This is a genomic window from Algoriphagus marinus (genome assembly GCF_001936475.1).
Taxonomy (GTDB): domain Bacteria; phylum Bacteroidota; class Bacteroidia; order Cytophagales; family Cyclobacteriaceae; genus Algoriphagus; species Algoriphagus marinus.
Genome location: NZ_MSPQ01000006.1, coordinates 95,742 through 109,512, shown reverse-complemented (window position 1 = coordinate 109,512; position 13,771 = coordinate 95,742). Strand labels below are relative to the sequence as shown.

Annotated in this window: 13 protein-coding genes; 9 read left to right on the top strand and 4 right to left on the bottom strand. The window is 38.0% G+C overall.

Annotated elements, in window-relative coordinates; translation table 11 throughout:
* Nucleotides 1-18: 18 nt before the first annotated feature.
* Nucleotides 19-4,143 carry a hypothetical protein gene (locus tag BVC88_RS11005; protein WP_075350741.1) on the top strand — a complete coding sequence of 1,375 codons (4,125 nt, stop codon included), beginning with the start codon at nt 19-21 and terminating at the stop codon, nt 4,141-4,143.
* Between the two features lie 34 nt (nt 4,144-4,177).
* Here the strand turns inward: BVC88_RS11005 and BVC88_RS11000 are convergent, their stop codons facing one another.
* Nucleotides 4,178-5,440 carry an NAD(P)/FAD-dependent oxidoreductase gene (locus BVC88_RS11000; protein ID WP_075350740.1) on the bottom strand — a complete coding sequence of 421 codons (1,263 nt, stop codon included), beginning with the start codon at nt 5,438-5,440 and terminating at the stop codon, nt 4,178-4,180.
* A gap of 192 nt (nt 5,441-5,632) precedes the next feature.
* Between BVC88_RS11000 and BVC88_RS10995 the strand changes: the two genes are divergently transcribed.
* Nucleotides 5,633-6,289, top strand: coding sequence for a Crp/Fnr family transcriptional regulator (locus tag BVC88_RS10995; protein ID WP_075350739.1), 657 nt, complete (start codon nt 5,633-5,635; stop codon nt 6,287-6,289).
* Here BVC88_RS10995 and BVC88_RS10990 read toward each other — a convergent pair whose 3' ends face one another.
* Complete coding sequence (locus BVC88_RS10990) at nt 6,290-7,093, bottom strand: universal stress protein (protein ID WP_075350738.1); 804 nt, start codon at nt 7,091-7,093, stop codon at nt 6,290-6,292.
* 221 nt (nt 7,094-7,314) lie between these two features.
* On the opposite strand from BVC88_RS10990, the gene BVC88_RS10985 reads away from it, so the two are divergent.
* The 4 genes from BVC88_RS10985 to BVC88_RS10970 all read left to right on the top strand — a co-directional run bounded on the left by BVC88_RS10985 (nt 7,315) and on the right by BVC88_RS10970 (nt 9,647).
* Nucleotides 7,315-8,121: a sulfite exporter TauE/SafE family protein gene (locus BVC88_RS10985; RefSeq protein ID WP_075350943.1), complete on the top strand. Its 807-nt coding sequence runs from the start codon at nt 7,315-7,317 to the stop codon at nt 8,119-8,121.
* Between the two features lie 12 nt (nt 8,122-8,133).
* Nucleotides 8,134-9,012, top strand: coding sequence for a sterol desaturase family protein (locus BVC88_RS10980; RefSeq protein ID WP_075350737.1), 879 nt, complete (start codon nt 8,134-8,136; stop codon nt 9,010-9,012).
* Nucleotides 8,988-9,242, top strand: a complete 255-nt coding sequence (locus tag BVC88_RS10975) for a hypothetical protein (RefSeq protein ID WP_075350736.1) — start codon at nt 8,988-8,990, stop codon at nt 9,240-9,242. Before BVC88_RS10980 ends, BVC88_RS10975 begins: the two co-directional genes overlap by 25 nt.
* Nucleotides 9,243-9,311: 69 nt before the next feature.
* Complete coding sequence (locus tag BVC88_RS10970; protein ID WP_075350735.1) at nt 9,312-9,647, top strand: rhodanese-like domain-containing protein; 336 nt, start codon at nt 9,312-9,314, stop codon at nt 9,645-9,647.
* A 48-nt stretch (nt 9,648-9,695) separates the two neighbouring features.
* Here the strand turns inward: BVC88_RS10970 and BVC88_RS10965 are convergent, their stop codons facing one another.
* A complete protein-coding gene (locus tag BVC88_RS10965) occupies nt 9,696-9,980 on the bottom strand; it encodes a TIGR03643 family protein (RefSeq protein WP_075350734.1) in 285 nt (94 codons plus the stop codon).
* Nucleotides 9,981-10,019: 39 nt separating this feature from the next.
* Here BVC88_RS10965 and BVC88_RS10960 point away from each other — a divergent pair, with 39 nt between their 5' ends.
* A complete protein-coding gene (locus tag BVC88_RS10960; protein ID WP_075350733.1) occupies nt 10,020-11,489 on the top strand; it encodes a cryptochrome/deoxyribodipyrimidine photo-lyase family protein in 1,470 nt (489 codons plus the stop codon).
* Nucleotides 11,405-11,632 (top strand): DUF2256 domain-containing protein, encoded by a 228-nt coding sequence (locus tag BVC88_RS21755; protein ID WP_394332878.1) that lies wholly within the window; start codon nt 11,405-11,407, stop codon nt 11,630-11,632. Before BVC88_RS10960 ends, BVC88_RS21755 begins: the two co-directional genes overlap by 85 nt.
* A 2-nt stretch (nt 11,633-11,634) precedes the next feature.
* Here the strand turns inward: BVC88_RS21755 and BVC88_RS10950 are convergent, their stop codons facing one another.
* Entirely contained in the window at nt 11,635-12,285 is a 651-nt protein-coding gene (locus BVC88_RS10950; protein WP_075350731.1) for a sulfate ABC transporter permease, read from the bottom strand.
* A 78-nt stretch (nt 12,286-12,363) separates the two neighbouring features.
* Between BVC88_RS10950 and BVC88_RS10945 the strand changes: the two genes are divergently transcribed.
* On the top strand, nt 12,364-13,563 hold the full coding sequence (locus BVC88_RS10945) for a tetratricopeptide repeat protein (protein WP_075350730.1): 1,200 nt from the start codon (nt 12,364-12,366) through the stop codon (nt 13,561-13,563).
* The last annotated feature ends 208 nt before the right edge of the window (nt 13,564-13,771 follow it).

Here is a 13,771-nt window from a genome sequence, read left to right as displayed (position 1 = left end):
CACTTCACCATTTTTATCATGGAAAAAAATAGATTAATCACGCTCATGACGCTTCCCCAACATTTTGATGGGGAAAATCTTACGGTTCATATAGTCGTTATTCCAAGAAATGCCAATCCTTTCCAAGATTGGAATACTGGACTCCCTAATCCTTCCAAAGTAGTGGGATTTGCTGATTTTCAGCCTGAATTCTCCTTGGCAATAGTAAAAGGAACTGAAGATTTTCCAGTAGAGAATACCACGAATCCTGCTAGAAAACCTCTTTTTGTTCCAGTCGAAGTGAAAAAAGCTGAAAAGAAGGGGATTCTTTTAAAACAAATTTCAGAAAGCTTTCCTGTTCCTGTCATTGATACTTCAGATAAGCTTCAGGCTCCTATACCAGTTGAAAAAAGCGTTAAAAAATATCTTCCAAGTTCCTATAGAAATAGTTTTAATTTCACGCAGCCTCGGCACCCCAATGGAGTGACTGATGATAGCTACGAATGTGCAATCAGAGAAAAGCTTCCACTTCAACCAGTTACTCCAAAGGAAAAAGTGAGTTGGGGAAAAGTCTTCGCGCAAATTCTGAAGCAGCCTTTGTTGGCAGAAGCATGTGGAATGATTTACAAGGTAACACTTCAAGTTAAGCCTGATTGGTTTAAAAATGGGGGATACCTTTTTGCTAAAATCACCAATGATCCATATGCTGACGTACAATTAAAGCAGATAGCTTCTCCAAATGGTCAGCTGGTAAAACAATATGCAGCCCGAATTCCTGAATTGGATTCAAAAAAACCGAGGGTTGTATTTGCACCAGTCGTATTCCCAGTTTTGGTGATTAAGGCACCTGCTACAACACCTACCATTCCATTGGGGCCATGGGACGAATTATTTCAAGAAGCGAATACTTATGATGATGGTTTTGCCAAGATTGTACATGCTAATCAACCCATCAGCGGGAATATGCTTAAGGAAAGCTCCGACGGATTTCATCCTCAAAAAGAAACTGGGATTCGCTGTGGTTGGGATGATGAGCAGATATTGATCTGGTATATCCGCCAACTTACCGAAAACCCAGCTGCATCGGGATCAGGTGAGCGAGTAGATTCTGCGCTTAGTGTCATAGGTTACCATCTTGATGTCAAAGAGTCTAGCTCAGGAAGTTTTTGGGAAAGTTTGAATGAGGTGGAAATTGCAAACACCCATTCGATGGCAGCTTTTTTACCAGGCAAAACGACCGAGATTCCTTATCAAGTTTATCCCACCAAAATCAATGGTCCGGCTGGAGCAAATTATTGGTTGCCCATGTATTATGCTTATTGGCTTGGTAAAAGTCTCGTTACCGAAGACCAAGATGCCCTTCAGATTTATAAAAATGATCAAGACAATGGCGCATTGATTGGAGGTCCTGAAAACAGGAAAGTCGAAATGAATTCAACTCTGAAACCAAAGCCCTTAAAAACAATCTTAAGGTATGGACAAAGTTATGACTTTAGAATTCGTCTAACAGACATTAGTGGAGGAGGGCCTAAAATTGAAGATTTTCCATTAAACCCTGCCCCAAGTGCTGCCACTTCGGTTGCTTTTAAAAGGTATGTAAATCCTGGAATGTTGCGAATTGCGAAACCTGGACATTTATTGAATCAGACGGGAGAGTATTTCAATTCTACTGATTCGGATGAAACCCAGTTTTCAGCAAATCCGGAAATCGTAGTGGAGCGACCGTTGTTGGAATATCCGGCCGTTGTTTTTACAATGAAGTATCAAAAGATAGGAATTGATCCTATCGCTGAATTGAAAAATTTGAGTTTTACGAATGATACTCTAAAACCCGCCTTGCCCGATCCAGATGTCAGGGAAGTATTCATTAGAGTAGAGGTTAAATCTTTGCGAATGGATACTTCGCTCAGTCAGTCAGGTAAGGATTCTTTCATCACATTATACCAAACCAAAAGGTCTTTCGGAGAATCATTTGACTCTAGTTTGACAATTCCGGTGGAGTTTATTGATGTGCCAGTATTAAATCTCGGTGAGGAAGCGAACCCCTTTTTCATGGCAAATCTCAAAAACTCTGATTTGGATGCTATGGATCAGCTGATTATTCCTACTGGTCGCCATGTCCGCGTGACGATGCGTGCATTTGCATCAACTGAAGAGGATCCAGATGAATATTTTGGATCAATCAGTTCAGATATCGAGTTAGATAGTCGTTATGGCAAAACGACACAGCTTCTATTCTATAAGGAACCTCAAAATGAAACTGAGCTCTTGGCCCCTTATCAAAATGTACCTGTTGTTCAGGGGGTTTTTCTGAAACCAGATGATGTCCCTACCCGCAAAAGAAACCCTTTTTCCATTCTTTTGAAAAGGGAAACAGAAAGTGGAACTCCAGACGTAGTAAGTAGGCTGGCAGAAGCATTAGGATGTCTTTCTAAAGGACTTACGCTTATTGCTCCAAAGGGTGAAAGAATTGCCTTTGGCTGTAGTTCTCGGATCAGGCACTCACTTGCACCTGATGGAAGTAGTATCACTTTTGCATCTAAAGCTGAGCTTCAAAACCATTGGATAGGAGGGATTAACTACAAAATCCAGCGGGATTGGACTTGGGATAGTTTGGTAAATGATGCTTTCATAATAAGTAAGCGATATAAATTTAGAAGAGATAAGGATTCTGAATGGCGAAACCTACAAAATGCAGGCGAGGTGGAATTAAAGCATACCGTATCTTTTGAAGCGCTGCAATCGGATCGTTTTGGACGGATTAATCGCGACTATACACGAATTATTTTTTTGGATGCGATTGAGCCAAAGAATGACCTTAAAAGACCAAATGGAGAACTTAGATTCCCTGATGAAGTCTGGGTGGAATATAGAGTTACTCCGAATTTCAAGCCAAATCATGTTTCTACTGCCTCCTTAGAATTGGAGCGATTATCATTGCCAACCGTATTGCCGCCATCTCAAATGCCAAAGTTAAAAAGTGTGGGACTGGCTTTTTCCCCATATGAGCGAACTGAGGATTACAGTTCCTCTGAAGTGCGGAGAAGGCATCTTTGGATTGAATTTGAAGAACCCGTATCAAATCCTGATGACTTGTATTTTTGTCGGGTCTTGGCTAACGCTCCAGACCAATTACTTTCGAACAACTCACAGGATCAATTTATTGCACCAGAGGAGAGTCCTTTGGCTTTGGATCCAGAGCAAACCCGTGTTATAATTCCTGATCAAAGTGATGACTTAGCTGGAATAGGGGCGATGCAACAGATGATGCCTTCATTAGATAGTGATCGTCATTTTATTCTCCCGATCCCTCCGGGAATGCATGCAGAGAGCCCAGAGCTTTTTGGGTTTTTTACTTATGAATTTAGGGTAGGTCATGCCTACTTTGATGATAGGGATGACAACCTATGGTCTACAGCTCAAGGCCGTTTTGGAAGAGCATTAAGAGTCACAGGTATTCAACATCCTGCGCCGACTTTACTTTGTTCTCTTAATAGAGATTCAGAGCTAATGTATATTTCTGCCCCTTTTGCCAAGGCGGTATTTAATGGTAAAAATGTCACTGCAAAACCTCCTAGAACCAGTCTTTGGGCTGTTTTATATGCCCAGGTTACTCAGGCTGATGGAAAGGATTTTAGAAATATTTTGTTAGGGGAGCGGATTATGAAAATCGGTATGAAAGTAAAACCTTCCAAAAAAGAGGAAGATAAATTTAAGTCTATAGTAGATGCAGGGTACAAAAATAATATTGTCTCAAAAGTACTACCTTCTGCTTTGACAAAAAATGTAGCTCAACTGGAAATAGGACATTTGATTGCGACCCTTAAAGAAAATCAACCTGTGGGTACAGCTATTTTTGAATCTCAGGAGATTGCAAATCGTTTGGCAATGTTTGGACTTCCAGAAGATAGCCCTTTGAGCGTTTTGGTTGTTGAAGTTTTTGGAAACATTACCAACCTATTTGATCACATGGAGGCTTATAAAGATCTGGATGATTCGCAGGTTTTCCATACTATTTTAAAGAAACAAAACTTGCAAGAGATGCCAGAAACGAATTCTCCAGAGGAGATGAGACCGCTAAGCACAAGTTTGGGTCATTTTAGGATACTAAGGACTTCACCACTAACCAAAGTCCCATTCGTTTGTTGTCCGACTTGCGAATGAAAATTAAAAAGACCGACTTAAGTCGGTCTTTTTTTTAGGCTTTTCCTCTTAGCATTAGATTCCAATACATAAATGGTAAACCATATTTTTTAAGAAGCCACATGCTGTATTGTTCTTTGGTAGTGTCCACAAATTTTGAAATCAATGGATCGCTATCTCTTACATTATCGTATTTAAATTCAGCTAATAGCATCTTTCCATAACCCGTCACGATTGGACAAGAGGAATAACCTTCATAGGATTCGTGACCTACTTTTCCGGTTTTTATTAATTGAATTAGATTGTCAACCAATACTGGAGCTTGCTTACGAATAGCTGCACCTGTTTTAGCAGTGGGCAAAGAAGCCACATCTCCAATGGAGAAAATATTTGGAAAGCGCTTGTGCTGCATAGTATGAATATCGACATCAATCCAACCTTTACCAGGCCCGTCTTGGATTGATATCAGCGATTCTTGGATAAACTTGGGAGCCGCTTGTGGTGGTGCCAAATGAAGCATATCGAAATGGACTTTAATTTCCATTGCACCAACCAGCTCTTCACCCAATACATTCCCCTCCATTATCGTACAATTACTTTCGCCAGGTTTAGAGTATTGAAAAGTAATTTCCTGCTTTTCTCCATCAATTTTGACTGGAGCATAGAATGGTTTGAAAATTATATTTCTGTCATGAATTATTTTGTTCAATGTCTTTGCAAAGTCAGGCACTCCGAAAATAACAGTACCTGGAGTGGCAAAAAGCACATTGGTTTTATCTCTAATCCCTTGCTTTCTGAAATAATCCTCTGCCAAATACATGATTTTCTGAGGAGCACCTCCACATTTAATTGGGGTAGTAGGTTGTGTAAATACAGCGTTACCACCTTTGAAATTTTGTAATACTTCCCAAGTATGTTCTGGATTCGTGTAGTTAGAGCAAACAACACCTTTATCCAACGCCTCTGGTAATCCAGGGAGTAGCTCGGGAGCCATCACCAAACCAGGAACTGGGATCAAATAATCGTATGTGAAGGCACCCGAACTGGCAGTGGTCACTTCGTTTTTTTCAGGATTTATTCCTGTAGCTTTATCCTTAATCCAATCTACTCCTTCAGGAATGTAATCAGCTTCGTCGCGTTCGGTATCCTTGTAGTCAAAAGTTCCTGCGCCGACAAGTGTCCAAGCTGGCTGATAATAGTGTTTTTCCGAAGGCTCTATTATCGCCATGTTTAATGACGAATCCTTGCGTCTTAATTGAGCTGCTACAGTTATTCCGGCAGTTCCGCCACCAATAATCAAAATCTGGTAATGTTTCATAGTTAGGTCGGGTTTGATTTAATTTAATGCTCTAATTTAATTCGAGTATTAAATTGATTTAGTGACATTTATCACCTAAATTTTTTTATTCAAAAAGATTTGTTTGAAAAATCTATTAATACAAGGCAAATGGGTTTTGATATTTATCCTTAATTTAGAAATTAATTTACTTAAATGAACCATTAGGAATTAATGACCATAGAAGAATTAAAGGCTTATTTACCAAGTTTTACAGATCCAAGATTACTTCAAGCAATATTGGACAAAAGTCAATTGATCAAGCTTGAACCGGGAAAGGTATTAATGGAGCCGGGTCAGTTTGTGAAAATGGTCCCCCTTGTATTAGAGGGAGCAATCAAAATAATGCGGATGGATGAGGAGGGAAAAGAACTCTTTTTGTATTATCTAGATCCTGGCGAAACATGTGCGCTTTCTTTGACATGCTGCTCCGCCTCAAAACCAAGTGAGATTAAGGCAGTTGTGGAGGAAAATACGCTGCTTTTAGCAGTGCCTGTCAAAGTTCATGAGGAGTTTTCAGATGAATACAAGCAGTGGAAAGATTTTGTGTCAACTACTTATCAACGAAGATTTCAGGAGATGTTGGAGGCATTGGATGCAGTTGCTTTCAAGAGAATGGATGAGCGGTTGATGCGCTACATTGTGACCAAGATGAAGCAATTTAAGGCAAACGAACTACATACAACTCATCAGGAAATAGCAACGGAACTAGGGACATCGAGGGAAGTTGTTTCCAGACTTCTAAAACAACTTGAAAAAAAGAAATGGATTGAGTTGGGTAGAAATGTGATTTATATTCGTGATGATTTCGAAGAATTGATTTCAAAATAATCAATTCATTACTAAAAGGGGAATATGTATGTGGTAAGCCATGTTGATAGACTGGCTTCCCTCAATCATTTGTTTCCAGAAGTTTTTGTGCTGATGACACATGATTAAGATAGTCTCTTCATTTATCCTTAGAAATGTTTCAATACCCTCGCTTAGGGTATCAGAATTAATAGTATTGACTTTAGTGTTTTTTTCATCATAGGTACTTTCAACGTAGTTTTTGAGACCTATCGCTGCTAGTTTGTCCTTGAAATTTGGAGACTTTTGAATGTGAAGAAAATTTAGGGGGAGATCCCATTCTTTACTTAATCCAATAGATTTTTGAATTAATGGGATTTCATGATCAGAAAATTCAAGCGCAAGAGTTAAGTTTAATATCTGTTCTATTCTGGATTTTTCTGGTACTACTAAAATTGGGATATTCGACTCTTTGATCAAATTAACCGCAGTACTTCCAATCAGAATTTTTTTCACTCCGCTTGCCCCTTTTGTACCCATGACAATTAAGTCTACTCTTTTTTCTTCGGCTATTCTGGCTAAAGAAATAGATGCAGTTCCTTCTTTGATTATTTTTTTTAGATGGACCTCATCAGAAGAATAGTCTTTGACCAGCTTGTTCATCATTGATTCGGCATCTTTGTACATGGTGTCTAAAGCTATTGCCGCTTGAGAAGCAAAGTCATATACAACTTCAATGATATGTACTAGAAGTATTTCGGTTTTCTTTCCTCTTCCAAGTCCTAAAGCAAATTCTAATGCTTTTAAAGAATCTTGTGAGAAATCTATTGGAACGAGAATTTTCATGGGTTTCAGTTTATCTTCAAGTAAAGTACAGCATCTGTTAGTATATAAAAATGATAAAAGTCACCTCTGGATTAATTTATTTTTGACTTAATATTCATCTCATATATTCTCTGAAGTGAAGTGTTTTGGACTACTAAGAATTGCTTATTGTAACAATTGTCACCACTTTGAAGCTTTTACAGATCTACTTTTGTGGAGTCAAATCTGAAAAATTTAAAAAAATGGATTACATCGTTCTAATAGGTTTTGCATCTGCAGTTTTAATTGGCGTAAGTCTTGGACTGATAGGTGGTGGAGGTTCAATCCTCACTGTTCCGGTTTTAGTATATATCCTTGGAATTGAGCCAGTTTTGGCTACTGCATATTCCTTATTTGTAGTAGGGAGTACGTCTTTGGTTGGTTCTTTCACTTACATGAAAAAAGGTCTGGTAAATTATAAGACTGCTTTAGTATTTGCGATACCATCTTTCATAGCCGTTTTTCTTACAAGAAAATTTCTTGTTCCAGCTCTGCCTGATCAGCTTTTTGAAATAGGTGAATGGGCGATTTCCAAGAATATCGGAATCATGATTTTCTTTGCATTAATCATGCTAGCAGCATCTTATTCCATGATAAAAGGTGGTGGGAAAAAAGATGCTGAAGAAGATTCCGAGGTTAAGTTTAATATACCTCTCATTGCATTGGAAGGAATGGTGGTAGGTGTTATAACAGGAATTGTGGGAGCTGGTGGTGGTTTTTTGATTATTCCAGCATTGGTACTTCTGGCAAGACTTCCTATGAAAATGGCTGTAGGAACTTCCTTATTGATTATTGCCGCTAAATCTTTGATCGGCTTTCTCGGTGATGTGAGTAGTCAAACTATTGATTGGAAGATGCTTCTAATCTTTACAGGATTATCTATTGTAGGAATTTTTATAGGAAGTTCGCTCTCTAAAAAGATCAATGATAAGGTTTTGAAGAAAGGTTTTGGATGGTTTGTTCTAGTAATGGGAATCTATATCATCAGTAAAGAGTTATTATCTCTTTAAACAGCATGAGTTTTGAATAAATACATAAAAATAGCACTGGATGGATATTATGGTTATTGGGATTATCTGAAAACCGAAATACTCCATCCTTCTTGGCATAGCTACTTCTGGTGGCTGGTAGGTTTATCCGTATTAGTTTGGGGATTGGAGTTGATATTTCCATGGCGAGACCGTAAGTCAGCCTTTCGAAAAGACTTCTGGTTGGATGCATTCTATATGTTTTTCAACTTTTTCCTTTTTTCACTTATTATTTACAACTCGCTTTCAAATGTTTTTGTAGAGGCGTTTAATGATTTTCTGGGTTGGTTTGGAGTTCGAAATCTTGTTGCGATCGAGGTGAACAGCTGGCCGATCTGGGGGCAATTCCTCTTAATGTTTGTAATTGCTGATTTTATCCAGTGGAATGTTCATCGATTACTTCATCGTAGCCCTTGGCTATGGGAATTTCACAAAGTTCATCACTCAGTGGAGGAAATGGGGTTTGCAGCACATCTGAGGTATCATTGGATGGAGACGATTGTCTACAAGTCTATTCAATATATTCCCCTTTCAATGATCGGATTTGGACTAGATGATTTCTTCGTTTTACATATTTTCACGATTGCGATCGGACATCTTAATCATGCCAATATTAATCTGACCTATGGGCCACTAAAATACATTCTGAATAACCCTGTAATGCACACATGGCATCATGCCAAAACTCTTCCTAAAGGAAGTTATGGAGTGAATTATGGTATTACACTCAGTCTTTGGGATTATTTATTTGGTACTGCTTATATTCCTAATTCAGGAAAAAATGAGCCGCTTGGCTTTGATAAAATTGAAGAATTTCCACAAACCTTTTGGTCACAAATCACTTATCCATGGTCAACGAAGAAAAAAAAATAACCAAGAACCCTCTGAATAATTGGGGCTTGGTTTTGATCATGTGTGCATGGTTAGGCTTAGCTCCCTTTTTTCCAGAACCACACATTTGGGGTAAAATCAAATGGGTCGCAGGTGGTGCAAATGGGATGAAATTAATTGATTGGGGAGACCTTCTTCTTCATGGTTTTCCATGGATTTTATTAGGTCGACTTATCTTTCTTAAATTCAAACCGAAAGTGGTAAAGTCTTGATTTGGTGACTTTTATTACTGTTTAATGGCTTTTATCAAATTAACTTTGTAAAAATAAAAATCAAAAGCCATGTTAAATTTCTTCAAAACAACCCCAAAGAACTATCAAGATATTCCTTCAGGTGAATTTCATGATTTGATGATTCAGCCCAATGCTGTAATTATTGATGTGAGATCTGCCGGAGAATTTGCTGGAGGAAAAATAAGAGGTGCGAGAAACATCGATATTATGTCGAGCTCATTCTCCAACCAAGTGAAGAATTTACCTAAGGATAAAACTTATTTGGTTTATTGTCGAAGTGGAAATAGAAGCGGACAAGCCTGTGAAATAATGGGTGACTTAGGTTTTGAAAATGTAAAAAATCTTAAAGGCGGAATAATGAGCTGGCCTTTTGAAACAGTCTAATAATTAGTAAAATCTATAGCAAAAGCGGGCAAATTAGTCCGCTTTTTTTTATCGTTTAGAAATTTTATTCAGAGCAATGCCACGTTGCATTCGGGATTTAAAAGTATCCATATCATCAGGACTTTTTCGTCTATGTTTCGTTTTCCTACCCTGAACTCGTGCTCTCCACATTTTGAATGAACTCTCTTTCATGTTTTTGCGCATGAGTTGAATTACTTGAGACTCATTGATTCCAAATTGCACCTCAATCGCGTCGAAAGGCGTTCTGTCTTCCCAAGCCATTTCTACGATCCGATCTATTTCTTCAATCGATAATTCTTTAAGTATTTTCATAAAGTCAAAACTTTGATCGGGATCTAAAGTTTATAGATCGTGCAAAAAATCTCATTAGTTTGGCTAAAAAGGGACTTGAGGTGGGAAGATCACGAGCCTCTTTCGGAGGCAATTAAGTCTGGCCTTCCTATTCTTTTGCTTTTTGTTTTTGAACCAAGTCTGATCGCTGCGCCTCAAAGTGACAATAGGCATTGGCGATTTGTTTTGCAAAGTATTCAGGACATGAATAAAACACTTTTTCTTTTTGGAGGAAAAGTGACTATTCTATTTGGAGAAGTCCCCAAGATCATTGAGCGTCTCACTGAAAAGTATGACATTCGGGCTGTTTATTCTCATCAAGAGACCGGAATTAAAATCACTTACAAGCGTGACAAATTAGTCTCCACTTTTTTGAAAGAGAAATGTATTCCCTGGTTTGAATATGCCCAACAGGGAGTGGAGCGAGGTAGAATCAATAGGGAGAGATGGAATAATCACTGGTTTGCTCATGTCAAAAGTAAAATTCAGAATCCAGATATTTCTTCGGCTTCTTTTATTCAAATAGAAAAATCTATTGAATCAGAATTTGATGCTGCCCCATTTATGGGGTCTTTAGGAAACCCTAATCAACTAATGCAGCCTGGAGGTACTTCAAATGGAAGAAAATACCTAGAAAGTTTTTTTAAGGAAAGAGTAAAAAACTACAGTAGACATATTAGCAAGCCAGAATTAAGCAGAAGAAGTTGTAGTCGTCTTTCTCCATATTTAGCATGGGGTTGCCTTTCAATTAGACAAGTTTTTCAACACTCCGAAGCAGAAGCAAAAAAAGGAAAAAACCTTCAAGCGATTGCCAATTTTCAATCTAGGCTTCATTGGCATTGTCATTTCATCCAAAAATTCGAAATGGAATGCAGCATGGAATTTGGCTCTATTAATCGAGGATTTGAAAAATTCAAATCTAAAGTCAATCCAATATTGATTGAAGCTTGGGAAAATGGAAATACCGGTATTCCGATCGTGGACGCTTGTATGCGATGTCTTATTCAGACTGGGTATCTAAATTTCAGAATGAGAGCTATGCTGGTTTCGTTTCTTACGCATCATTTGAGGCAATATTGGAAAGATGGATCAAATCATTTAGCTCGGATGTTTTTAGATTTCGAACCTGGAATCCATTATCCGCAGCTTCAGATGCAGGCTGGTGTGACAGGAATAAATACCGTTCGAATCTATAATCCTATCAAGCAATCTCAAGATCATGATCCAGATGGAGTCTTTATAAAAAAATGGCTTCCTGAACTTGCTGAAATTCCTTCAAATTTAATCCACAAGCCATGGGAACTATCGCAAATGGAACAGGAGCTGTTTGGAGTAAAAATTGGTTTAGATTATCCTAAACCCATTGTTTCTATAGAGCAGGAGGGAGCATTAGCCAGGGAATCAATATGGGCAGCCCAGAAAGACCCGGAAGTATTGAAGGAAGCAAAACGAATTTTAGCAAAGCACACAAACTCCAAACGCTGGTCATGAAAAATGTAAAAAAGCAAAACCTCCCAAGTAAAATTTGTACGGTTTGTAATCGTCCATTTTCCTGGAGAAAAAAATGGGAGAAGAACTGGGAAAGCGTCAAATATTGCTCTAAGAAATGCAGTGCAAAATCTAAATCTGCCTGAACTTAGCCTCTATAGACCATCACATACCATGTCAACCAAATGGCAAGAGGAAAGAAATAACTCACTAGTGTGACAAGTGCCGATTCTCCTATGGACCTTCGGCTAATCATATGAAAACCATACACCCAGACAATACCGTAAATCACCTCGAATATATTGATGCTTGCCAAAGCATACCTGTATTGCTTATCAATGTTTTCTGGTCCTAATAATTGCAAAAGTGAAAGCGGACGATATTCTTGAATCTCTAAATATGAAACTCCTGAATCTGGTGCCAAGTATACCAGAAGTCGAATAAGTTCAGGAAATACAAAAACGAATTCGGCTACTAGAGCAAATTGCCAGAGTTCTTTATAAGGAACTTTAAATCCTACCATAAATCCCCCGACCCAAAAGAGAAATGCAATGACTGTGAATTTCCAAAGTAGTCCAAAAGGCGTCCAAAGGTAGTTCGCAAAAGAAAAAATATGGAAAAACATAAAATCACCTTTTGCTTCAAGTTCCTGATAATTTGGAATGGCTTCGAGAATAAAAGTGTTGGTAAGATACCTGATAACCAATAGTAAAAGGACTAAAATCAGAAAATAGAGTCTTTTGTCAAAATCAATTAACTCTTTTAATCGTTGTCCTTCTGAAGAAAGTGGTTTTGCCATTTTAAGATGAATCTTAATCAAATCTAAAATTTTGTTTGGGATTAAATCTAATTTTGAACCTGAATTAAAGATTATAAAATGCGTTCAATCGTAGTATTGGTCATTATTTTATTTACCCAGTTGGGGATTAGAACTGAAATCCAGGCACAAAATGCCTTGCAGGATTCCATGATCAATCCACCCAGTAAGTATTTACTCCTTGACAAGGGACTGCAATACCGGATTACTAAGTCTATTAACAGTATGTATGACTTCAATTTTCCGGTTGCAGAGCGAGATTTTGCGGTAATTGCAAATCAGTATCCGGAGCATCCTCTTCCATATTTCTTGGTTGCCTTGGGCTATTGGTGGAGAATTGAAGTTGATGTTACCAAAGAAACTTATGATAAGTCATTCTTGAAATATTTGGATTTGGCTATAGAAAAAGCCCAATTCATGTATGATGAGGATAAAACCAATAAGGAGGCAGCATTCTTTTTAGCAGCAGGGTATGGGTTTCAAGGAAGGCTTTATTCTGAGCGAAAAAGTTGGACAAAAGCTGCTTGGGCAGGAAGAAATGCACTCAAGTATATGGAATTAAGTAGGGGTGAGGCAGAATTTAATCCAGAGTTGCTGTTAGGGGATGCACTTTTTAATTATTTCTCAGTCTGGATTCCTGAGAATTATCCGCTATTGAAGCCAGTCATGGCATTATTCCCAAAAGGAAATAAGCAATTAGGGCTTCAACAATTGGAAGAAGTAGCGACAAATGCTTTTTATACGAGGGTTGAGGCACAATATTTTCTATTTCGGCTTTATGCCTCTGAAGAAAAGAAACCTTACGAAGCACTTCAAATCTCCGAATACCTACATACCAAATTCCCCAACAATCCATATTTCCACCGGTCCTATGCGAGACATTTATATACAGTAGGTCGCTGGAGTGAGTCTGTCAAACAGTCTTTTGAGATCCTTGACCGAATAGATGCTAAGCAAACTGGCTATGAATCGAATAGCGGCCGATATGCAGCCTTTTTTATTGCAGAGTATTATGACCGAACGGCGGAAAGTAAAGAAGCAAAGAAGTATTATCAGAAAACGATCTCTTATGGAGAAGAATCAGAATCTCAGGAAAGTGGATATTATCTTCACTCACTAGTCCAGCTTGGTATAATAGCTATGGAAGAAGGAAATAAATCACAAGCAAAAAATTACTTTAAAGAAGTGAAGAAATATGCCAAGCGAAAACACCCTTCGCATGTGGCTGCTCGGGAATATTTAAAAAAGAATAAACTTTAATTCCTTTTTGGACGTTTTTAAAGCTTACAACAGGAGAATATTTGAATTTTTCTAAGACTATAAGATAAATTAGAAGGAATCTTTGCCCAAAACGCGATAAGTGTTTAGAAAATTTTGAATTTCGTTTCTAAAATTCTGATGAATGGTTTAAAACAATCATCAATTATATTAAATTTGCACAATATAAAATTTTGTCAATGCAAGAGAT

Excerpts from the sequence above, each read along its gene's own strand:
- BVC88_RS10945 (WP_075350730.1), top strand. The coding sequence starts at position 12,364 with ATGCGTTCAATCGTAGTATTGGTCATTATTTTATTTACCCAGTTGGGG.
- BVC88_RS11005 (WP_075350741.1), top strand. The coding sequence starts at position 19 with ATGGAAAAAAATAGATTAATCACGCTCATGACGCTTCCCCAACATTTT.
- BVC88_RS10965 (WP_075350734.1), bottom strand. The coding sequence starts at position 9,980 with ATGAAAATACTTAAAGAATTATCGATTGAAGAAATAGATCGGATCGTA.
- BVC88_RS11000 (WP_075350740.1), bottom strand. The coding sequence starts at position 5,440 with ATGAAACATTACCAGATTTTGATTATTGGTGGCGGAACTGCCGGAATA.
- BVC88_RS10950 (WP_075350731.1), bottom strand. The coding sequence starts at position 12,285 with ATGGCAAAACCACTTTCTTCAGAAGGACAACGATTAAAAGAGTTAATT.
- BVC88_RS10990 (WP_075350738.1), bottom strand. The coding sequence starts at position 7,093 with ATGAAAATTCTCGTTCCAATAGATTTCTCACAAGATTCTTTAAAAGCA.
- BVC88_RS10975 (WP_075350736.1), top strand. The coding sequence starts at position 8,988 with ATGGTCAACGAAGAAAAAAAAATAACCAAGAACCCTCTGAATAATTGG.
- BVC88_RS10995 (WP_075350739.1), top strand. The coding sequence starts at position 5,633 with ATGACCATAGAAGAATTAAAGGCTTATTTACCAAGTTTTACAGATCCA.
- BVC88_RS10970 (WP_075350735.1), top strand. The coding sequence starts at position 9,312 with ATGTTAAATTTCTTCAAAACAACCCCAAAGAACTATCAAGATATTCCT.
- BVC88_RS21755 (WP_394332878.1), top strand. The coding sequence starts at position 11,405 with ATGGGCAGCCCAGAAAGACCCGGAAGTATTGAAGGAAGCAAAACGAAT.
- BVC88_RS10985 (WP_075350943.1), top strand. The coding sequence starts at position 7,315 with ATGGATTACATCGTTCTAATAGGTTTTGCATCTGCAGTTTTAATTGGC.